17 protein-coding genes, 1 tRNA gene and 2 rRNA genes (1 of these 20 only partly in view) are annotated in these 21533 nt (G+C 65.2%); 18 read left to right on the top strand and 2 right to left on the bottom strand.

Annotation, left to right across the window (positions count from 1 at the left end; translation table 11 throughout):
* The 8 genes from SH584_RS08190 to SH584_RS08225 all read left to right on the top strand — a co-directional run.
* Positions 1-2208, top strand: a 23S ribosomal RNA gene (locus SH584_RS08190); it begins 589 nt to the left of the window's first position.
* Between the two features lie 119 nt (positions 2209-2327).
* A 5S ribosomal RNA gene (gene rrf, locus SH584_RS08195) occupies positions 2328-2442 on the top strand.
* A gap of 87 nt (positions 2443-2529) precedes the next feature.
* A tRNA-Met gene (locus SH584_RS08200) sits at positions 2530-2606 on the top strand.
* Positions 2607-2781: 175 nt separating this feature from the next.
* Positions 2782-3594, top strand: coding sequence for a universal stress protein (locus SH584_RS08205; protein WP_324806194.1), 813 nt, complete (start codon positions 2782-2784; stop codon positions 3592-3594).
* Between the two features lie 14 nt (positions 3595-3608).
* Positions 3609-4241, top strand: coding sequence for an NAD(P)H-dependent oxidoreductase (locus SH584_RS08210; protein WP_324806196.1), 633 nt, complete (start codon positions 3609-3611; stop codon positions 4239-4241).
* A gap of 22 nt (positions 4242-4263) precedes the next feature.
* A complete protein-coding gene (locus SH584_RS08215; RefSeq protein ID WP_324806198.1) occupies positions 4264-5517 on the top strand; it encodes an MgtC/SapB family protein in 1254 nt (417 codons plus the stop codon).
* Positions 5518-5536: 19 nt separating this feature from the next.
* On the top strand, positions 5537-6349 hold the full coding sequence (locus tag SH584_RS08220; protein ID WP_324806200.1) for an endonuclease/exonuclease/phosphatase family protein: 813 nt from the start codon (positions 5537-5539) through the stop codon (positions 6347-6349).
* Between the two features lie 70 nt (positions 6350-6419).
* Entirely contained in the window at positions 6420-8852 is a 2433-nt protein-coding gene (locus SH584_RS08225) for a DUF305 domain-containing protein (protein ID WP_324806203.1), read from the top strand.
* Positions 8853-8864: 12 nt separating this feature from the next.
* Here the strand turns inward: SH584_RS08225 and SH584_RS08230 are convergent, their stop codons facing one another.
* Together SH584_RS08230 and SH584_RS08235 are read right to left on the bottom strand one after the other, a co-directional pair.
* Positions 8865-10727 (bottom strand): ABC-F family ATP-binding cassette domain-containing protein, encoded by a 1863-nt coding sequence (locus tag SH584_RS08230; RefSeq protein WP_324806204.1) that lies wholly within the window; start codon positions 10725-10727, stop codon positions 8865-8867.
* 41 nt (positions 10728-10768) lie between these two features.
* On the bottom strand, positions 10769-11491 hold the full coding sequence (locus SH584_RS08235) for an arylesterase (RefSeq protein ID WP_324806206.1): 723 nt from the start codon (positions 11489-11491) through the stop codon (positions 10769-10771).
* 11 nt (positions 11492-11502) lie between these two features.
* Between SH584_RS08235 and SH584_RS08240 the strand changes: the two genes are divergently transcribed.
* From SH584_RS08240 to SH584_RS08285, 10 genes are all read left to right on the top strand, one after another.
* Positions 11503-12201 carry an ABC transporter ATP-binding protein gene (locus SH584_RS08240; RefSeq protein ID WP_322841680.1) on the top strand — a complete coding sequence of 233 codons (699 nt, stop codon included), beginning with the start codon at positions 11503-11505 and terminating at the stop codon, positions 12199-12201.
* Positions 12198-14714: an ABC transporter permease gene (locus tag SH584_RS08245; RefSeq protein WP_324806208.1), complete on the top strand. Its 2517-nt coding sequence runs from the start codon at positions 12198-12200 to the stop codon at positions 14712-14714. Before SH584_RS08240 ends, SH584_RS08245 begins: the two co-directional genes overlap by 4 nt.
* 80 nt (positions 14715-14794) lie before the next feature.
* Complete coding sequence (gene paoA / locus SH584_RS08250) at positions 14795-15424, top strand: aldehyde dehydrogenase iron-sulfur subunit PaoA (protein ID WP_324806210.1); 630 nt, start codon at positions 14795-14797, stop codon at positions 15422-15424.
* Positions 15421-16371 carry an FAD binding domain-containing protein gene (locus SH584_RS08255; protein ID WP_324806211.1) on the top strand — a complete coding sequence of 317 codons (951 nt, stop codon included), beginning with the start codon at positions 15421-15423 and terminating at the stop codon, positions 16369-16371. The genes paoA and SH584_RS08255 overlap by 4 nt, the downstream gene beginning before the upstream one ends.
* Positions 16368-18578 carry an aldehyde oxidoreductase molybdenum-binding subunit PaoC gene (paoC, locus tag SH584_RS08260; RefSeq protein ID WP_324806213.1) on the top strand — a complete coding sequence of 737 codons (2211 nt, stop codon included), beginning with the start codon at positions 16368-16370 and terminating at the stop codon, positions 18576-18578. The genes SH584_RS08255 and paoC overlap by 4 nt, the downstream gene beginning before the upstream one ends.
* 55 nt (positions 18579-18633) lie before the next feature.
* Complete coding sequence (locus SH584_RS08265) at positions 18634-18876, top strand: MoaD/ThiS family protein (RefSeq protein WP_324806215.1); 243 nt, start codon at positions 18634-18636, stop codon at positions 18874-18876.
* Positions 18876-19352 carry a molybdenum cofactor biosynthesis protein MoaE gene (locus SH584_RS08270; protein WP_324806217.1) on the top strand — a complete coding sequence of 159 codons (477 nt, stop codon included), beginning with the start codon at positions 18876-18878 and terminating at the stop codon, positions 19350-19352. The genes SH584_RS08265 and SH584_RS08270 overlap by 1 nt, the downstream gene beginning before the upstream one ends.
* Positions 19336-19872 carry a molybdenum cofactor synthesis domain-containing protein gene (locus SH584_RS08275; protein ID WP_324806219.1) on the top strand — a complete coding sequence of 179 codons (537 nt, stop codon included), beginning with the start codon at positions 19336-19338 and terminating at the stop codon, positions 19870-19872. Before SH584_RS08270 ends, SH584_RS08275 begins: the two co-directional genes overlap by 17 nt.
* A complete protein-coding gene (gene moaC / locus SH584_RS08280; protein WP_324806220.1) occupies positions 19869-20351 on the top strand; it encodes a cyclic pyranopterin monophosphate synthase MoaC in 483 nt (160 codons plus the stop codon). Before SH584_RS08275 ends, moaC begins: the two co-directional genes overlap by 4 nt.
* Entirely contained in the window at positions 20348-21532 is a 1185-nt protein-coding gene (locus SH584_RS08285) for a molybdopterin molybdotransferase MoeA (protein WP_324806222.1), read from the top strand. The genes moaC and SH584_RS08285 overlap by 4 nt, the downstream gene beginning before the upstream one ends.
* The last annotated feature ends 1 nt before the right edge of the window (position 21533 follow it).

A 21533-nucleotide genomic window follows, 5' to 3' on the forward strand; every position in this document is an offset into this window, starting at 1 on the left:
CGTACCTCTTGCATAATGGGTCAGTGACTTAATGTATCAAGCAAGCTTAAGCCGTTAGGTGTAGGCGCAGCGAAAGCGAGTCTGAATAGGGCGACTTAGTTTGATGCATTAGACCCGAAACCCGGCGATCTATACATGACCAGAGTGAAGGTGCGGTAACACGCACTGGAGGCTCGAACCGATTAACGTTGAAAAGTTACCGGATGAGTTGTGTTTAGGGGTGAAAGGCCAATCAAGCCGGGAAATAGCTGGTTCTCCGCGAAAACTATTGAGGTAGTGCCTCGGATGTTTTCCTCAGGGGGTAGAGCACTGGATGGGCTAGGGGGTCGCGAGATCTACCAAACCTAACCAAACTCCGAATACCTGAGAGTATAGTCCGGGAGACAGACGGCGGGTGCTAAGGTCCGTCGTCAAAAGGGAAACAGCCCTAACCTACAGCTAAGGTCCCCAAGTCATCACTAAGTGGGAAAGCATGTGGGACTTCCAAAACAACCAGGAGGTTGGCTTAGAAGCAGCCATCCTTTAAAGAAAGCGTAACAGCTCACTGGTCTAATTAAGAGGTCCTGCGGCGAAGATGTAACGGGGCTAAAGTGATGCACCGAAGCTTAGGGTTCGATCGTTTACGATCGAGCGGTAGCGGAGCGTTCCGTAAGCCGTTGAAGCGATCTGGTAATGGGTCGTGGAGGTATCGGAAGTGCGAATGCTGACATGAGTAGCGATAAAGAGGGTGAGATGCCCTCTCGCCGAAAGCCCAAGGGTTCCTGCGCAAGGCTAATCCGCGCAGGGTGAGTCGGCCCCTAAGACGAGCCCGAAGGGGGTAGTCGATGGGAAACTGGTTAATATTCCAGTACCTGGTGGTGTGTGACGGATCTAAAAAGTTGTTCCCCCTAATCGGATTGGTGGGGGCAGCGAATAGGTTCCAGGAAATAGCCCCACCGTATAGACCGTACCCGAAACCAACACAGGTGGGCAGGTAGAGTATACCAAGGCGCTTGAGAGAAGGGTGTTGAAGGAACTCGGCAAATTGCCTCCGTACCTTCGGAAGAAGGAGGCCCCATATATGCGCAAGCACTTATGGGGGGCACAGGCCAGGGGGTAGCGACTGTTTAACAAAAACACAGGGCTCTGCTAAGTCGGCTTCAAGACGACGTATAGGGTCTGACGCCTGCCCGGTGCCTGAAGGTTAAGAGGAGGTGTGCAAGCACTGAATTGAAGCCCAGGTAAACGGCGGCCGTAACTATAACGGTCCTAAGGTAGCGAAATTCCTTGTCGGGTAAGTTCCGACCTGCACGAATGGCGTAACGACTTCCCCACTGTCTCCAACACCTGCTCAGCGAAATTGAATTCTCCGTGAAGATGCGGAGTACCCGCGGTTAGACGGAAAGACCCCGTGCACCTTTACTGCAGCTTCAGAGTGGCAGTGGAAAACAATTGTGTAGAATAGGTGGGAGGCTTTGAAGCCCAGGCGCCAGCTTGGGTGGAGCCACAATGTGAAATACCACCCTGTTGTTTTCTATTGTCTAACCTCGCACCGTTATCCGGTGCAGGGACCCTCTGTGGCGGGTAGTTTGACTGGGGCGGTCGCCTCCTAAAGAGTAACGGAGGCGCGCGATGGTAGGCTCAGGACGGTTGGAAACCGTCTGTTAGAGTGCAATGGCATAAGCCTGCCTGACTGCGAGACTGACAAGTCGAGCAGAGACGAAAGTCGGTCATAGTGATCCGGTGGTCCCTCGTGGAAGGGCCATCGCTCAACGGATAAAAGGTACGCCGGGGATAACAGGCTGATAACCCCCAAGAGCTCATATCGACGGGGTTGTTTGGCACCTCGATGTCGGCTCATCACATCCTGGGGCTGGAGCAGGTCCCAAGGGTTTGGCTGTTCGCCAATTAAAGTGGTACGTGAGCTGGGTTCAGAACGTCGCGAGACAGTTTGGTCCCTATCTGCCGTGGGCGTCGAAATTTGAGAGGAGTTGACCCTAGTACGAGAGGACCGGGTTGAACATACCTCTGGTGGACCTGTCGTTCTGCCAAGAGCGCAGCAGGGTAGCTATGTATGGACGGGATAACCGCTGAAAGCATCTAAGCGGGAAGCCTCCCTCAAGATAAGATTTCATCGAGCCGTGGAAGACCACCACGTTGATAGGCTGGGTGTGGAAGTGCGGTAACGCATGGAGCTAACCAGTCCTAATTGCTCTTTTCGCGCTTGAGAGTCCCACCATCATCGTCAGTCCTGGACTGTCGGTGAGGTTTGACCTCAGCTAGATGACGCTAAAGAATATAAAGGTCGCACGATTTCTAGAATTTTCCGCTTAGCGCCAGCTTCATAGCTTGGTGGCCATAGCGTCTGTGACCCACCCGATCCCATCCCGAACTCGGCCGTGAAACCAGACTGCGCCAATGGTACTTCAGCTTAAGCTGCGGAAGAGTAGGTCGTCGCCAGGCTTTGTAGCTGGCGCTAGACGGAAAAACCCATTCACATGTTTCAAAAGCCGCTGCCGGCACGTCCGAGCGGCGGCTTTTGTGTTTTGGCGCGGGGTGGAGCAGCCCGGTAGCTCGTCAGGCTCATAACCTGAAGGTCGTAGGTTCAAATCCTACCCCCGCAACCAGACACCAACATTCAAGACGGCGCTCCGAAAGGGGCGCCGTTTTTGTTTGTGTTCGTGTCTTGCGCTTCTCACAGGATCTATGGCCGGCACCCTACGCCGCAACCCCTAGACGTGGTATGACGCCGCTGAGCCGTCAGTGCGCTTCCACAGTTCGCGGCCTTTCAGGAGACGAACGATGCGATCGATCCTGTTGAACGTCGACAGCGGCCCGACGCTCGACCTTCGATTGCAGCTGGCGCTGTCGCTGGCCCGCGCGACCGGCGGGCATCTGTCTTGCCTCCACGTCACTCCGATCGGTGCCTACACCGCATTCGACGGCTTTGGCGGTGTCTTCGTCATGGACCAGGTGATCGACGCGCTCACTCAGCAGGAAGCGTCGCTTCGAGCCGACATCGAAGAGCGCCTGGCGCGAGAGGATGTCAGTTGGGATTACGCCGCCGTCACCGGATCGGTGGTGCATACGCTATTGGGTCACGCGTCGCTCGCCGACGTCCTGATCACAGGTCGTCACACCTATCCGGGCTATCGGCCGCCGTCCCCAGCCGAGATCGGCGACTTGCTGCTGCTGGCGCGATCACCAATGATCGTGGTCGCCGACGAGCCCGCGCCTTTCGATCCGACCGGCAAAGCGGTGATTGCGTGGAATGGCCGCGCCGAGGCTGCCCATGCGGTCCGCGGCACCATCGGCCTCCTCAAGCTTGCGTCCAGTGTCGACGTGATCCGCGTCGGCGCGGACGATCGCTCGCTATTCCCGTCGACCCGCGTCCTCGAATATCTTTCGGGACACGACATTCACGCCAATCTCGTGATCGAAGATGTCGAGCCCGATTTCGTCGCGGCCGCACTGGTCGCCAAGGCCCAGGAGGCGAAGGCCGCCTACCTCGTGATGGGCGGATACGGACACACGCGGATTGGCGAGTATATTTTCGGCGGCGTTACGCGGTCGCTCCTGACGGCTTGCCCCGTGCATCTCGTTCTGTCGCATTGAAGGAGCCGATCCGGATGACCGACTTAGATCAGAAGCGCCCGATGCACCTGGTCGTGCTCGGCCATCCCTCGCCGACCAGCTTCAACGCGGCCATCGCTGCCGCCTACATCGATGTCGTCCACGCGCGGCACCAGCGGACCGAATTTCGCGATCTCTACGCGTTGGGGTTCGATCCCTTGTTGAAGGAGGAGGAGCGGACCGCGTCCGACGGCGAGAAGCTCCCCGAAGACGCACGGCGCGAGCTCGACCTCGCGCTTGCCGCCGACGTCATCTTATTCGTCTACCCGCTTTGGTTCGGCGCACCGCCGGCGATCGTCAAAGGCTATCTCGATCGCGTGTTCGGCGCCGCATCGCGGACGCGCGAATTCTACGATCCCGGCAACAGCCAGTTTGCCGACAAGCGACTAGCGGTCATTTCAACGTCGGGTGCCTCGCTGCCATGGCTCGAAGGGCAGGGCGTGTGGGTGTCGCTGAAGCAAAGCTTCGACCGCTATTTGAAGGTCGTTGTCGGTTTCGCCGAGGTCGAGCATTACCATGCCGACGGAATCGTCGATGGACTGGGACCGGCCCACGCCGAGCGAGTGCTGTACGAGGTAGCGCAATTTGCCGATCGGATGTGCGCCGCGCCGGCTAGGAGCGGCACCTGACTCTCATCCTGCGGCGCAACCCTTGACTGCCACAAACGATTTCCTCGCGGTCGGCACCGCCATCGCGGCCGGACTCCTGATCGGGATCGAACGCGGATGGAATTTGCGTCGCGTCGCCACGGGAACGCGCGTGGCCGGCGTGCGGACGTTCACGCTTCTTGGCCTGATTGCGGGACTGGCCGGCCTCATGGGGCGGATCGGGCAACCGATCGCCGCCGCCATGCTGCTTGCCGCCACGGGGGCGGTGCTTGCCATCGGCTACGCGCGACGGACGAAGGTCGACGGCCGGCCCGACGCGACAACCGCGGTTGCCGGGTTGGCGACGCTTGCCCTCGGCTTCGTGTCGGGCCTGGGCGAGCCCGGCCTTGCCATTGCTGGCGCGTCGCTCGTGATGCTCGTGCTTGCGCTGCGCAACGAGGCGCATGGGCTGATCGATCGGCTCGATGCCGAGGACGTGAAGGCACTTGCCCGTTACGCGGTCATCGCCGCCGCGGTCCTTCCTTTCCTGCCGGCCGGCGAGTTCGGTCCATATGACGCCTGGAATGCGCAGAAGCTGTGGCTGGTGGTCGTTCTCGTCACGGGCTTTTCTTTCGCGGGCTACATCGCGAACCGCTTGTTCGGCGCCCGCCACGGCACAATCGCAACGGCGCTGATCGGCGGAGCCTACAGCTCGACCGCGGTCACCCAATCGCTGGCGCAGCGGCTCGGGTCGGAGGATCGCGGCGGCGCGGAGGAAGCCGGGATCGCGCTGGCCAGCGCGGTTATGTACCTTCGCGTATTGATCCTGGTCGGCATCCTCGCGACATCGGTGCTGCTGCCCTTTGCCATACTGATCGCACCGCCGCTCCTGGTCGCGGCGATCGCCGGGATCTTTCTTTATCGGCGGTCGTCGGCCAGTGCCGCGCCGTCTCCGCCGGGCAACCCGATCGCCCTCCTGCCAGCGCTCGGCTTCGTCGTCTTCGTGGCACTCGCCGCGGTCGCAGCGCGCTGGGCGGAAGGGCGCTTCGGGCAAGAAGGGATTGCCATCCTCATCCTGATCATGGGGAGCCTCGACGTCGACGCGGCGATCGTGACCGTTGGCGGATTGAGGCCGGGAGCGATTACTCCCGCGCTTGCAGCCATCGCGCTGGGCGGGACGGTATTTGCGAACATGACGGTCAAGCTCGGCATCACGCTGGCGCTCTCGCGCTCGCGGGGGCGTGGCGCAGCGATCGCTTTGGCGGCGAGCATGATTGCGCTAGCCATTTCGATTGCCGTCGCCTTCTTCCGGTTGTGATGCGAAAGGAACCTCGCCCGTGAATCTCAATCGCCGCTCGATGATCATCGCGACTGCCGGAATGAGCCTGACCGCGTGCGTGGGCATTGCACCGGCTCCGCGCCCGCGTCGCCTTACCGTCGCGACCTTCAACATCTGGCATGACATGGGCGACTGGAAGGCACGCCTGCCGCTGATCGTCGCCGCGTTGCGCGGGATCGATGCCGACGTGATCGCGCTTCAGGAGGTATTGCAGGACGCGGCGAAGAGCCTGCCCAACCAAGCCGACACGATCGCCAAGGCGCTCGGCGACTATTCGGCCCACTTTTTCTCGACCGATCCGGCGGGGGCGCCCCGACGCTACGGCAATGCCATCCTCTCCCGCGTTCCGGTGCTCGCCGAGACCGCGAAGAGGCTGCAGCCACTCGACGATTATCGCACCGCCTTGCGGCTTCGGGTCGTGGCGCACGGTCGACCGATCGATGTCGTCGTGACGCACCTGGCGTGGCAGGAAGATGCAGGCCCGGTCCGCGCGCGACAGGTCGCGGATCTGCTCGCCTGGCTTCCGAACGACGGAGTGCCCCTGGTCGTGCTTGGCGATTTCAATGCGCCGCTAACCGACAGCGGGCTGGCGACGCTGACCTCGCCACGGTTCGAAAGCGCGCTCCCGCTTGGCGCCGCTCGGACGACGCTCAATCCCGCGAAAAAACATCCGGAGCGGGTCATCGACCATATCTTCGCGGAGCGGGGTCACTTCGCGGTCGAGCGCTCGCAGGTCTTCGCCGACCAGCCTACCGCCGGCGAATATCCGTCCGATCATTTCGGCGTCGCCGCGACCCTCGCCTTGCGCTGACGATTTTCCCTCTTCCCTAAGACGGCGGGCGCCCTAGTCTGACGGGCAACTCAGGCAATCAGGGGTTTTCATGTTTAAGCAGGCACTTCTCGGCAGCGCGCTCGTCGCGGCGCCCGTCCTTTTCGCCGCCGCCGCCGCGCAGACGGTGCCGATCGTGCAACCGGGCGTACCGGGCACTGCTGGCCGAGTGCTGACCCCGGGCGATGCCGCGCGGATTGCCGACACGCGCTTCACCGCCGCCGACATCTCCTTCATGCAGATGATGATCATCCACCATAATCAGGCGGTGGAAATGGCGACGCTTGCGCGGCCGCGCACCAGCCGGCCCGAAGTGCTGGCGGTCGCAGGACGGATCAACGCCGCGCAGAAGGACGAAGTTACCTTCATGCGCGACTGGCTCCGCGAGCGCGGTGCGGGCGTGTTGCCCGCGTCGATGGCCTCGCATGCCGCGATGGGCCATTCGGTCATGGGTCACACCATGAAGGGCATGGCGACGCCGCAGCAGATGGCCGCGCTCGCCGCCGCCAAGGGGACCGAGTTCGATCGCCAGTTCCTGACATTGATGATCGCGCACCACCGCGGCGCGGTTGACATGGTGTCCGAACTGCTCCGTCAGCCGGGAGCGGCCTACGATCCCGTGCTCTATCAATTCATCACCGACGTCAGCAACGAGCAGTCGGCCGAAATCAAGCGGATGGAAACGCTCCGCGCCGGCCTGTCGAACGACCCGCGCGTCGACCTGAAGGCCGGCTACACCAATGCCGGCGAGGCGATTTCGAACCTGACCAAGATCGCGTCGCTGCCGCGTCCGGCCGGCTTCTTCGATCCCGCCAATCCCTCGGGCCTTCCGCCGGTCAAGGCGCGCTCGGGCGCGAAGCCCGGCGATGCGCCGCGTCCGGGCAACCCGAAAGACGACGGCGCGCAGTTCAGCGATCGCGGCCCGCTCCTCAACTTCGCGCAGACCGACATGGCCTTCTCCGGAGACCGCCTGTTCGTCGGCAACTACCATGGCTTCAACACCTATCGCCTCGATGCCAATGGCGTACCGACCCAGGTCGGCTCGGTCGTTTGCCCGGGCGGGCAGGGCGACGTGTCGGTGGTCGGCAACCTGCTGCTGATGTCGGTCGAGCAGGGTCGCGGCCGGGTCGATTGCGGGCTCCAGGGCGTAACCGAAGACGTCAGCCCGATGCGGTTCCGCGGGCTTCGTATTTTCGACATCAGCGACATCGCACGCCCCCGTCAGGTCGGGCAGGTGCAGACCTGTCGCGGGTCGCACACGCACTCGGTGGTCAAGGGCCCCGAAGGCGACGGCAAGATCCTCGTCTACAATTCGGGCACCGCGGGCGTCCGCAAGGGCGAAGAACTGGCGGGATGTGTCGGCAACGTACCCGGTGACGTGAACACAGCGCTGTTCCGCATCGACATTATCGAGATTCCCGTCGCCAATCCGGCGGCGTCGCGCATCATCGCCAGCCCGGCAGTGTTCGCCGATCCGCGAACCGGACGCCTCGCGGGCCTTTGGCAGGGCGGCGATCACGGCGACGGCACGCAGGACACCAACGTCACCGACCAATGCCACGACATCACCGTTTTCCCGACCAAGAAGCTCGCGGCCGGCGCCTGCTCAGGCAACGGCATCATTTTCGACATCGCCGACCCGCGCAAGCCAAAGCGGATCGACGTCGTCAGCGATCCGGGCTTCGCCTACTGGCACTCGGCGACGTTCAACAACGACGGCACCAAGGTGCTGTTCACCGACGAATGGGGCGGTGGCGGGCGGCCGCGTTGCCGCACGTTCGATCCGTCGAACTGGGGCGCCGACGCCATCTATGACATCGAAGGCGGCAAGCTGACCCGTCGCGGCACCTACAAGCTGCCTGCGCCGCAGTCGGAGCAGGAAAATTGCGTCGCGCACAACGGCTCGATCATCCCGGTCCCGGGTCGCGATATCATGGTGCAATCCTGGTACCAGGGCGGCCTGTCCATCTTCGACTTCACCGACAGCCGCGCGCCCCGCGAAATCGCCTTCTTCGATCGCGGCCCGGTCGATGCCAAGGCGCCGACGCTGGCGGGTTACTGGTCGTCCTATTTCTACCGCGGCCGCATCTACGCGACCGAGATTGCGCGCGGGCTCGACGTGTTCGCGCTTCAGCCGAGCGCGATGCTCAGCCAGAACGAGATCGCCGCTGCCGCGCTCGCGGACCAGGGCGGACTGTTCAATCCGCAGCAGCAATATCCGGTGCGCTGGCCGGCCGAACCGGTCGTCGCGCGTGCCTACATCGACCAGCTGCGTCGCGGCGGCGCGCTCGATGCAGGGCTCGACCAGCGTCTCAACGCGGCCCTCACCCAAGCAAGTGCGCAACTTGGCGCACGCGCACGGAACGACGCCAATGCGCGGCAACTCAAGGCCTTGGCCGACGAGGTGAAGCGCGGACCGGCCGATGCACCGCGTCGCGCCAAGCTGGCGACCGTGCTCGACGAGATTGCCAACCGCCTCGATTGAGGCGGTCGCGGGTCAGGCGGCTTGGCTTTCCAGCTGTTCGCTGACCTCTAGCCAGCGCGCCTCGGCGGCGGCCAATTCGGTCGCCAGCCGTTCGCGCCGGCGGGCAAGCTCCGACATCGGCAAGTCGGCGAGCGCCGGCTCGGCCGCGGTCGGATCCAACATGGCCTTGTCGAGCGCCGAACATTGCGCGGCGATGCGCGCACTTTCGGCTTCGGCTTCGGCCGCTGCCTTTCGCAAGGCGCGTTCGTCGTCACGCGCCTTGGCGGCGGCCTTCTTGTCCCATTTGACCTTGGGCTTCGCCTCGGCCTTCGGCTGGTTCTTGCCGAGCACCAGGTCGATATAATCGTCGATCGATCCGGGATATTCGATTGCCTTGCCGTCTTCGACCAGCACCAGGCGATCGGCCACCAGTTCGACCATGTGGCGGTCGTGGCTGATCAGCAGCACGGCTCCGTCATAGTCGTTGAGTGCCTGCACCAACGCTTCGCGCGCATCGACGTCCAAGTGGTTGGTCGGCTCGTCGAGGATGAGCAGGTGCGGGGCGTCGCGAGTAATCAGTGCCAGCGCCAGCCGTGCGCGCTCGCCGCCCGACAGCTTGCTAGCGACCGTGGTCGCCTTGTCGCCAGAAAAGCCGAAGCGGCCAAGCTGCGCGCGCACCGCGGCGGGGCTCTTGCCGTCCATCGCGCGGGTCATGTGCAGGAGCGGCGTATCCTCGCCGTGCAATTCTTCGACCTGATATTGGGTGAAATAGCCGACCCGCATCTTGCCGGTCGCGTTGACCGCACCTTCGAGCGCCGGAAGCTGCGCCGCGAGTAGCCGCGCGAGCGTGGTCTTGCCGTTACCGTTGCGGCCAAGCAGCGCGATCCGGTCGTCGGGATCGACGCGCAGGTTGAGCTTGCGAAGGATCGGTTCGCCGCCATAGCCGACCGCGGCCATGTCGAGCGTGATCAGTGGGGGCTTCAACTCGGTCGGACTGGGAAAATCGAAGCTGAGGCTCGGATCGTCGGCCAGCGCGGCGATCGGTTGCATCTTGGCCAGCATTTTGGCGCGCGACTGCGCCTGCTTGGCGGTCGACGCGCGGGCGCTGTTGCGGGCGATGTAATCCTGCAGCCGGGCGCGCTGCGCATCCTGCGAGGCGCGCGCGGCAGCGATCTGCGCGACTCGCTCAGCACGCTGTCGCTCGAAATCGTCGTAGCCGCCGCTGTAGAGCGTGATCTGGCCGCGCTCGAGATGAAGGATCGTGTCGACGACATTGTTGAGCAGGTCGCGCTCGTGGCTGATCACCACCAGCGTGCCCGCATAATTCTTCAGGAAGTTCTCGAGCCACAGCGTCGCTTCGAGGTCGAGGTGGTTCGAAGGCTCGTCGAGCATCAGCACGTCAGGCTCGGAGAACAGCAGTGCCGCCAGCGCGACGCGCATCTTCCAACCGCCCGAATAGCTGTCGAGCGGGCGACCCTGCATTTCCTCGTCGAAGCCAAGGCCGAGCAGGATGCGGGCGGCCCGGGCGTCGGCGCTATAGGCATCGATCGCCAGCAGCCGCTCGTGGATGTCGCCAAGGCGATCCATGTCGACGCAATTCTCGGCTTCGGCCATCAGCGCCGACCGCTCGACGTCGGCGGCGAGCACCGCTTCGAACGGGGTGGTCGTCCCGCTCGGCGCTTCCTGCGCGATATAGCCGATGCGTGTCCTGCGCGGCATCTCAATCGCGCCCTCGTCAGGGTCGAGCTGGCCGATCATCACCTTCATCAGGGTCGACTTTCCCGCGCCGTTGCGCCCGATCAGGCCGACGCGGCTGCGCGGGCGGATCGCCGCGGTTGCGCGGTCGAGGATCATGCGCCCGCCAAGGCGCACCGTGATTCCGTTGATATTCAGCATGGGGCGCGCCCTAGCGGCAAATCATGGCGAACCCAAGGCCGTCAGGCGGGCTTGTCGCCAAGCTCGTCCGCGACGATCGGGGCGACCCGCGCCACGATCCGGTCGATGCCGGCTGGCGAAGGGTGCACACGGTCCGGCAACATCAGGCCGGGGACGCCGATCACCCCGTCGAGGAAGAAGGGATACAGGACGGCGTCGAACCGCTTGGCGAGATCGGGATAGATCGGATTAAACGCGTCGGCATATTCGTCGCCAAGGTTGGGCGCGGCGACCATGCCGGTCAGCATGATCGGGATTCCGCGCCGCTTCAGTTCCTCGCAGATCGCGGTGAGGTTGGCGCGGGTCTCGGCCGGATCGACCCCGCGCAGCATGTCGTTGCCGCCCAGATTGACCAGCACCAGGTCGGGCTTGCGCGCCATTCCGTCGAGCACGAACGCCAGTCGGCGAAGTCCGGCGGAGGTCGTGTCGCCCGACACGCCGGCATTGTCGACCGTCACCGCCAGTCCACGAGCGGTCAGCGCCTTCTGCAGCTCAGCCGGGAAACTGTCGGCGGCCGGCACACCGTAGCCCGCGTACAGACTGTCGCCGAAAGCGAGGATAAGCTTCGAATCCGCCGCGGGTTGGGCTGCCACCGCATCCTTCACCGGTTCGGCTGCAGCCGCCACGGCGGCGTTGGTCGAACTTTGTTCGCTCGAACAGGCGGCGAGTGGTTGGATCAGCAGCGCCGCCGCCACATATGGCAAGAAGTTGGACCGGTAGGACATAAAACCTCGACATGAATGATCACTCTGGGTCCGATATCGTCATCGCCGCTCGAAATGTCACCCTGACGCTGGGAAGCGCCGGCCATCCGACCGACATCCTCAAGGGGATCGACGTCGAAATCCGCCGCGGCAGCAGCGTCGCGATCCTGGGGCCTTCGGGGTCGGGCAAGACCTCGTTGCTCTCGATCCTCGCGGGGCTGGAGCAGGCCACCGGCGGTGAGGTCGAGGTCGCCGGCACGCGCTATCGCGGGCTCGACGAGGATGCGCTGGCGCGGGCGCGGCGGGGGCGGGTCGGGATCATCTTCCAAAGCTTCCACCTGCTGCCAACGATGACCGCGTTGGAGAATGTCGCCGTTCCCCTCGAACTGTCGGGCGCGACCGACGCGTTCGATCGCGCCGCGAGCGAACTGGCCGCGGTCGGCCTGGCCGAACGGACCGACCATTATCCGGTGCAATTGTCGGGCGGCGAGCAGCAGCGGGTCGCGATCGCCCGCGCGGTCGCCCCACGTCCCGAAATCCTTTTCGCCGACGAACCAACCGGCAACCTCGACGGCGCCACCAGCGGTGTCATCGTCGACCTTTTGTTCGATCGCCAGCGCGCCGCGGGCGCAACCTTGGTCATGATCACCCATGACCCCGGGCTCGCGGCGCGATGCGACCGCGTGCTGGAAATGCGCGATGGCCTGATCGTCGCGGATCGCGCCGCTTGACCGACGACAGCCGCCTCGGCTGGGCCGCGAGCTGGCGGCTCGCCCGCCGCGACCTAAGCGGGGGGCTTCGCGGTCTCCGCCTGCTGTTCATCTGCCTGTTGCTCGGCGTGACCACGCTCGGCGCAATCGGCAGCATGACCGCGGCGATGACCAGCGAACTCGCCACGCAGGGTCAATCCTTGCTTGGCGGCGACCTTGAAGTCGCGATGACGCAGCGCCGCGCCAGTGCCGAGGAACGACAAGAATTATCGAGCTTCGGCACGGTGAGCGACACGATCCGGACCCGCGCGATGGCGCGCGCAATGAACGGCGGTCCCGCGGTCCTGACCGAGCTGAAGGGCGTCGACGCGCGCTATCCGCTATACGGCACGATCGGCCTCGCCAATGGAAAATGGCGAACGCTGGCCGCCGATGAGGTCGTCATCGACCGCTCCCTCGCCGAGCGGCTCGAAGTCCGGCCCGGTGGCTTGCTGACCTACGGCGACGCCCAATATCGGATCGCCGATATCCTGACCGACGAGCCCGATCGTGTCGGCGAGGGCTTCACGCTCGGCCCGGTCGCCTTGGTCTCGGTTGAGGGGATCGAGCGGTCGGGGCTGCTTCGTCCCGGCGCGCTCTACGAGAGCAAGTATCGGCTTCGCCTGCCCGCCGGCGCGTCGACCGAGACGATCGAGGAGGCCATCAAGGATCGCTTCCCGTCGGCCGGCTGGGAGATCAAGGACCGCGACCGCGCCGCGCCCGGGACGTCGCGCTTCTTCGAGCGGCTGGGGCAGTTTCTCTCGCTGATCGGTCTCGCCGCGCTGGCGATCGCAGGCATCGGCGTCGGCAACGGCGTCGCGTCCTACATGGCGACCAAGCGCGAAAGCATCACGACGCTGAAGGTTGTCGGCGCCACGTCGCGCGACATTGCGCGAATTTACCTGCTGCAGGTCGGCGCGGTCACGCTTGCGGCGGTCGCGGCGGGCCTCGTCGCCGGGGCATTGCTGGCCAATCTCCTCATTCTGGCGACGGGCGATCTGCTTCCCGTGGCGCCGGGCTTCGGCCTATTCCCGCAGCCGCTGATCGTCGCGGGTCTTTACGGTCTGCTGATCGCACTGATGTTCGCCTTCCCGCCGATCGACCGCGCCCGGTCGCAGCCGGCGGCGGCGGGTTTCCGGGGCTTGGTCGACGGGCCGACACGTTTCGCTCGCCGGACATGGGTGATCGTCGGGCTCAGCGCGGCGGCGATCATGGCGCTGGCGCTCGCCACGGCGCGCGACCCGCTCTTCGCGGCAATGGTGATCGGGTCGGTGGTCGGCGTGCTCCTGCTCCTGCTCGGCGTCGGGCTGCTCATCCGTCGTTTGGCGCGCAGCGTCCCGCGCCTTCGCCAACCGCTCCCGCGACTCGCTGTCGCCAACCTCTATCGCCCGGGCGCACAGACCGTCGCGCTGGTGATCGCGCTCGGCCTCGCGCTGACGCTGTTCGTGACCATCGCCGCGATCCAGACCAGCCTGTCGGCCGAGATCAGCCGCACCGTGCCGCAGCGCGCGCCCAACCAGTTCGTGCTCGATGTGCCATCAGAGGCCCGTGTGCAGTTCGCCGAGCTCGTCCGCCGCGAAGCGCCCGAGGCCGAGCTTAACATCGTCCCGTCGCTGCGCGGGACGATCGTCGCTTACGACGGCAAGCGCGTCGCCGACCTTGCCGAGATTCCCGACGGCGCCTGGTTCCTTCGCGGCGAGCGCGGACTGACCTACAGCGACACCGTCCCGCAAGGCAGCGACCTGACCGCCGGCGAGTGGTGGCCGAAGGATTATCGCGGTCCGCCGCTGGTTAGCCTCGACGAGGAAGCCGCCGAGGTGCTCGACATTGGCGTCGGCGACACGATGACGGTCAGCGTTCTCGGCCGCGAGATCGAGGCAAAGATCGCGTCGCTCCGGCGGGTCAATTGGGACACGATGGGCTTCAACTACGTCCTCGTCTTCTCTCCAAGCGCATTGTCCTCGGCACCGCACAGCCTGACCTCTACCATCCACATGGACGAGAAGAACGAGGGCGCCGTGTCGCGCGCGCTGGTCGGCGCCTTTCCTTCGGCGTCGATCATCTCGATCGGCGAAGTGATCGGCAAGGTGCGCACCTTGCTCGACCAGATGGCGCTCGCGATCCTGATGTCGGCGTCGGTGACGATCCTGGCCGGCATCGCCGTGCTGGTCGGCGCAATCGCGGCTTCGCGGCAGGCTCGCGCCTACGACAGCGTCATCCTGAAGACTCTTGGCGCGACGCGCGGGCAAGTGCTGGCCACGCAGGCGCTCGAATATGCGCTGCTGGCCGCGATCCTCGTCGCACTGGCGCTTGCGCTCGGATCGGCGGCCGCCTGGTATGTCATCGTCCAGATTTTCGAGTTCAATTGGGCGCCCGATTGGCCGGTGGTCCTCGCGACTCTTGCCGGGGGCGCGGTGCTCACGCTCGGCATCGGCATCCTCGGCTCGCTGCCGCTGATGGCGATTCGGCCGGCCGCGGCGCTTCGTCGGGTCTGACGCGATAATTTCACGGCGTGCATCGGACTCGGCTTTGCTGCGTTGACCCCGCATTCGCGGGCGGAAGGCAGAATTCCCAGATGAGCAAGGACCTCGAAATCTCAAGGCGCGGAGTCCTCGTCGGCACCGCCGCCGCCACGACCGTGTCGGGAATGCCCGCCGCCCATGCGCAAGCGCCACTTCGTCAGGCCGAGCCGAGCGTCGTCCCGGTGACGATGGAAGTGAACGGTCAAAGCCGCACGCTCAACGTCGACACCCGCACCACCCTGCTCGACGCGCTGCGCGAGAATCTCAAGCTCAACGGCACCAAGAAGGGCTGCGATCATGGTCAGTGCGGTGCCTGCACCGTGCTTGTCGATGGCAAGCGGATCAACAGCTGCCTCAGCCTCGCGGTGATGCACCAGGGCGACAAGATCACCACCATCGAAGGCCTGGGCGCTCCGGGTCGGCTCCACCCAATGCAGGCCGCCTTCATCAAGCATGACGGTTACCAGTGCGGCTATTGCACGCCGGGCCAGATCTGCTCGGCGGTCGCCGTGCTCAACGAGATCAGTGCGGGCATCCCAAGCCACGTCACCGAGGATCTGACCAAGAAAGCGGGCGCGACGCCCGACGAGATGCGCGAGCGGATGAGCGGAAACATCTGCCGCTGCGGCGCCTATTCCAATATCAGCGAAGCGATGGTCGAAGTCGCAGGGGGCCGGGCATGAGGCCGTTCACTTACCACCGCGCGGCCAGTCCGGCGGAGGCCGCCGCAGCGGTCGCCGCGACTCCCGGCGCCAAGTTCATCGCCGGCGGCACCAACCTGCTCGACCTGATGAAGCTGGAGATCGAAACGCCAACGCACCTCGTCGATGTCGGCGCGCTCGGCCTCGACCGGATCGAGAAGACCGATGACGGCGGGCTTCGCATCGGCGCGCTGGTCAGCAACACTGATCTCGCTGCGCATCCGCGCGTTCGAAAGGACTATGCCGTCCTCAGCCGCGCGATCCTCGCCGGCGCCTCGGGCCAGCTGCGCAACAAGGCGACGACCGCCGGAAATCTCCTCCAGCGCACGCGCTGCCCCTATTTTTACGACACCAACCAGCCGTGCAACAAGCGCCGTCCAGGCTCGGGTTGCGCCGCGCTGGCCGGATACAGCCGCCAGCTCGGGATCGTCGGGACGAGCGATTCCTGCATCGCGACCTACCCTGGCGACATGGCGGTCGCGATGCGCGTGCTCGACGCGCGGGTCGAGACGGTTGATCCGTCCGGCGCGGTGCGGGCGATCCCGCTGTCCGATTTCCATCGGCTTCCGGGAACGACGCCCAATGTCGAAACCGCGCTCCGGCCGGGCGAATTGATTACCGCGGTCGCGCTGCCCAAGCCGATTGGCGGGCGGCACATCTATCATAAGGTTCGCGACCGTGCGTCTTACGCCTTCGCATTGGTTTCGGTCGCGGCGGTGATTGGACGCAATGGCGAGGGCCGCGTCGCGGTCGGCGGGATTGCGCCCCGCCCATGGCGCGTCGAGTCCGCCGAAGGCGCCATGCGGCAGGGCGCGCGCGCGGTGACTGCGCAGCTTCTGGCGGCGGCACGGCCGACGCGTGACAATGCGTTCAAGGTGCCGTTGGTCGAACGAACCATCGCCTCGGTCATGGCGGAGGCGCGGTCATGAAGTTCGACAAGCCAGCAGGCCCCAATCCCATCGATCGTCAGCGCGTCATCGGCCAGCCGGTCGACCGCATCGACGGTCCGTTCAAGACCAGTGGCCTCGCGCCCTATGCATACGAACGGCACAATGTCGCGGCCAACCAGGCTTACGGCTATGTCGTCGGCAGCGGCATCGCCAAGGGCCGCGTTCGCCGCATCGACACGACCGATGCCAAGGCCGCGCCGGGCGTTCTCGCCATCGTGACGACGCTCGACATGCCCAAGCTGACCAAGGGCGACTTCAACACCGCCTCGCTGTTCGGTGGCGCGCAGATCCAGCATTACCACCAGGCGATCGCGATCGTCGTCGCGGAAACGTTCGAGCAGGCGCGCGCCGCGGCGGGAATGCTGCGGATCGACTATAGCCGGCAGGACGGTCGCTTCGACCTCGAAGCCGTCCACAAGACCGCCCCGCTGGTTGGCGGCGATCCGGCGCAGGGCGGATCGAAAGAAAAGGTCGACCGCGTCGGCGATTTCGAACGCGGATACGAAGCCGCGGCGGTGAAGCTCGACGCGACCTATACCACGCCCGACGAGAGCCATGCGATGATGGAGCCGCATGCCTCGATCGCGGCATGGGACGGCGACAAGCTCACCATCTGGACCTCGAACCAGATGGTCGCCTGGGGCCGCGGCGACGTCGCCAAGACGCTCGGCATCGCCAAGGACAAGGTGCGAATCGACTCGCCCTATGTCGGCGGCGGCTTCGGCGGGAAATTGTTCGTTCGCGCCGACGCGATCCTTGCCGCGCTGGGCGCCAAGGCGGCGAAGCGGCCGGTCAAGCTCGCGCTGACTCGGCCGATGATGTTCAACAACACGACCCACCGCCCGGCGACGATCCAGCGGATCCGCATCGGCGCGGAGCGTGGCGGCAAGATTACCGCGATCGCGCACGAAAGCGCGTCGGGCGACCTGCCCGGTGGTCAGCCTGAGACGGCGGTGAACCAGACCAAGCTGCTCTACGCCGGCGCGAACCGTCTGACCTCGATGCGGCTGGCCGAACTCGATCTTCCCGAAGGCAACGCCATGCGCGCACCGGGCGAGGCGCCGGGGCTGATGGCGCTCGAAATCGCGATGGACGAGATGGCGGAAAAGCTGGGAATGGATCCGGTCGAATTCCGGATCGTCAACGACACCGCGGTCGACCCGGAAAAGCCCGAGCGCCAATTCTCCGAACGCCGTCTAATCGAATGTCTTCGTGTCGGCGCCGACCGCTTCGGCTGGTCGAAGCGATCGGCGCGGCCGGGCACGCGCCGCGATGGCCGCTGGCTGGTCGGCATGGGGGTCGCTGCAGGCTTCCGCAACAATATGAACATGAAGTCGGCGGCGCGTGTCCGCCTCGGCGTCGACGGGATCGTCACGGTCGAAACCGACATGACCGACATCGGAACGGGCTCTTATACGATCATCGCCCAGACCGCGGCGGAGATGCTTGGCGTTCCGCTCAACCGCGTCCGGGTCAAACTCGGCGATTCCGATTTCCCGGTGTCGTCGGGTTCGGGCGGGCAGTGGGGCGGCAACAGCTCGACGGCCGGAGTCTACGCCGCCTGCGTCAAGCTCCGCGCGGCGATCGCGGCCAAGCTCGGCATCGATCCAGAAACCGCGACCTTTGACGATGGCATGGTCAGCGCCCGGGGCAAAAGCGCGCCGCTCGCCAGCGCGGGCGAACTCGTTGCCGAAGACCATATGGAATATGGCGATCTCGAAAAGCGCTTCCAGCAGTCTACATTCGCTGGCCATTTCGTTGAAGTCGGGGTCGATGCCTATACCGGCGTGACGCGCGTGCGGCGGATGCTCGCGGTGTGCGCGGCGGGCCGAATCCTCAATCCCAAATCGGCGCGAAGCCAGGTCATCGGCGCGATGACCATGGGCGTCGGCGCGGCGCTGATGGAGGAATTGGCAGTCGACAAGCGCTTCGGCTTCTTCGTCAATCACGACCTTGCCGGCTATGAGGTGCCGGTTCACGCCGACATTCCGCACCAGGACGTGATCTTCCTCGGCGGGGTCGACGACAAGACCTCGCCGATGAAGGCGAAGGGGGTCGGCGAACTCGGCCTGTGCGGCGTCGGCGCGGCAATTGCCAACGCCGCCTACAACGCCACCGGGATCCGCGTTCGCGACTATCCGATCACGCTGGAAAAGATGATCGGCCGGCTTCCCGCCATCGCCTGACCATGACCGACCAAGACTGCTTCCCTCGGACGGCCTTTGCTGCCAACGAAGCGGCATGACCAGCGTGCTGTTCTTCGGACATCTGGCGGATCGGCTAGGCCGGCAGATCGACGTGCCGGTCGACGGCGCCACGACCGTGGCCGAGATTCGCCGGGAGTTGGCAGCAAGGGGCGAGGGGTTTGCCGAACTTAGCGATCCGCGCATCCGCATCAGCGTCGATCAGGCGATCGTTGGCGAAGACCATCCGGTCCCGGCCGATGCCGAAGTCGCCTTTCTTCCAATTTTGTCGGGCGGATGATGCCCATCGTCACCCGCCTCGAGCCCGGTCCTCTCAAGCCCGATGCCGAGCTGGCCGCCTTTCTCGACGACCTCGATGGAGAGGGCGCGGTGGTCAGTTTCGTCGGGGTGGCTCGGCCGACCGCCCGCGACGGCCAATCGGTCAACGGCCTGTTCCTCGACCACTACCCCGGCATGACCGAGACCACGTTGCGGGACATTGCCTCGGCCTGTGCAGCGAAGCACGGCGACCTCACCATCCGCGTCGCGCATCGCAGCGGACAGGTCGTGCCGGGCGAGCCGATCGTATTCACCGCTGTCGCCGCGACCCATCGCGGGGTCGCGTTCGACGCCGCCAGCGAATTGATGGACCGGTTGAAAAGCGAAGCCGCCTTCTGGAAACGCGAGGATCGCGCCGACGGACCGGTCTGGATCGAGCCGAGCGCCGAGGATCGGGCCGCCCTGGAAAAATGGAGTGACGATGCCCGGGATCGATGAACAATTGCCGTTCCACGCGCTCGGGATCGCGGTGCTGACTGTTTCCGACACGCGCGATCTCGCCAGCGACACCTCGGGTGCGCTGCTCGAACAGCGGCTCCGCGATGCGGGCCACCGGTTGCACGAGCGAGCCATCGTTCGCGACGAGGTCGAGGCGATCCAGGCCAAGGTCCGCGACTGGGCCGCGGACGACCACGTCGACATCATCCTCACCACGGGCGGGACGGGCTTCTTTCCCCGCGACATGACGCCCGAAGCGATCCGGCCGATGCTGACGCGGGAGATGGACGGCTTTTCGGTCGTCTTCCATCAGGCCAGCCTGACGACGGTCGGCGTGTCGACGCTGCAATCGCGTGCATTCGGCGGACAGATCGGCACGACCTTCATCTTCTGCCTGCCCGGATCGACCGGTGCCTGCCGCGATGCGTGGGACCTCGTGCTCGGGATGGAATTCGACAGCCGTTATCGGCCGTGCTCGATCGCGGGACTGATCCCGCGGCTGGAAGGCGTGCCGTCGTGAGCGACCTCACGCACATCGACGAGGCGGGCCGCGCCCGCATGGTCGATGTCTCCACGAAGGCCTCCACCGCCCGCCGTGCCGTCGCGGAGGGCCGGGTTCGATGCTCGGCGGAAGCACTGGCGATGGCGGTCGAAGAACGCGCGGCCAAGGGGTCGGTCATCGCGACCGCCGAACTCGCCGGGATCATGGGCGCAAAACGAACCGCCGACCTCATCCCCTTGTGCCACCCGCTCCCGCTGTCGAAGGCGGGCGTGACGATCACCGCCGATCCCGATCTGCCGGGCTTTCGCGTGACCGGCGAGGCCGCGACGACCGGCCCGACCGGCGTCGAGATGGAGGCCCTTACCGCGGTCTCGGTCGCCTGCCTGACGCTTTACGACATGCTCAAAGCCGTCGACCGGTCAATAACGATCGAGGGCGTCCGCCTGCTCGAAAAAGAGGGCGGTCGAAGCGGTCATTGGCGGGCGATCGACGAGTGATCTCGTTCGACGAGGCGCTGGCGCTGGTCGAGGCGAATGCCCGCCCGGTCGGAAGCGAGACGGTCCCGCTTGGCAAAAGTGCAGGCCGGGTACTCGCGACTGCGGTTCGCGCCGGGATCGATTCTCCCCGCGCCGATGTCTCCTCGATGGACGGATATGCGGTCGCGACCGGTGCCGACGTGGGCGTCGGCGCTCGGTTCGAAATGGCCGGGGAAGCCTTTCCGGGAACCACGCCGCTTCCCGCGCTGCAATCCGGACAGTGCGTGCGGATCTTCACGGGCGCGCCGCTCCCGATGGGGGCCGACCGGGTCATCATCCAGGAGGATATCGATCGGACCGACGCGTCGATCATCGTCCGCGCCGCTCCGGGCGAAAGCCGCTTCGTCCGGCATCGGGCCTCCGATTTTGCCGAAGGCGACGACCTGCTCGCCGCGCGCACCGTCCTGACACCCCGGGCGCTGGTGACCGCCTCCGCGGCCGATTGCGGCGAGGTCGATTGCTTCATCCGTCCGCGCATCGCGCTGCTGGCCACCGGCGACGAATTGCGCGCGGCCGGTGTGACGGGCAGCGCGACCTCGATCCCCGAAAGCCTGTCGGTCGGCCTCGCCGCTTTCTGCGAAGCATGGGGCGGCGAAGTTGCTTCGGTCCATCGCGAGCCAGACGATCTCGCGCATCTGCTGCAGGTCGCGGCCAGATTGGTCACAGCGCTTGACCTCATCGTCGTCACTGGCGGTGCCTCGGTCGGCGAGCGCGACTTCGGCAAGGCAATGTTCGAGCCGCTGGGGCTCGACCTGATCTTTTCCAAGGTCGCAATCCGTCCGGGCAAGCCGGTGTGGTTCGGCCGCGTGGGCACGACGCTGGTGCTCGGCCTCCCTGGCAATCCGACCTCGGCCATGGTCACCGCGCGCCTGTTCCTCGCGCCGTTGCTTGCCGGAATGACCGGCCAGAGTCCGAGTGATGCCGTCCGATGGGAGCAAGTGGAGCTTACCTCGCCGCTCAGACCCTGCGACGGTCGCGAAAGCTTTTCCCGCGCGCGCCGCGACGGCGACCGCGCGCGCCCGTTCGACAATCAGGACAGTGGGGCGCAGGCAACGCTCGCCGCCGCTGACTGGCTGTTGCGCCAACGGCCCAACAGTCCCGCGTTGAACATCGGCGACCGCGTCGAGGCGCTCGCTTTTTGAT

The sequence above is a fragment of the Sphingomonas sp. LY29 genome, from assembly GCF_035593985.1.
Classification (GTDB): domain Bacteria; phylum Pseudomonadota; class Alphaproteobacteria; order Sphingomonadales; family Sphingomonadaceae; genus Sphingomicrobium.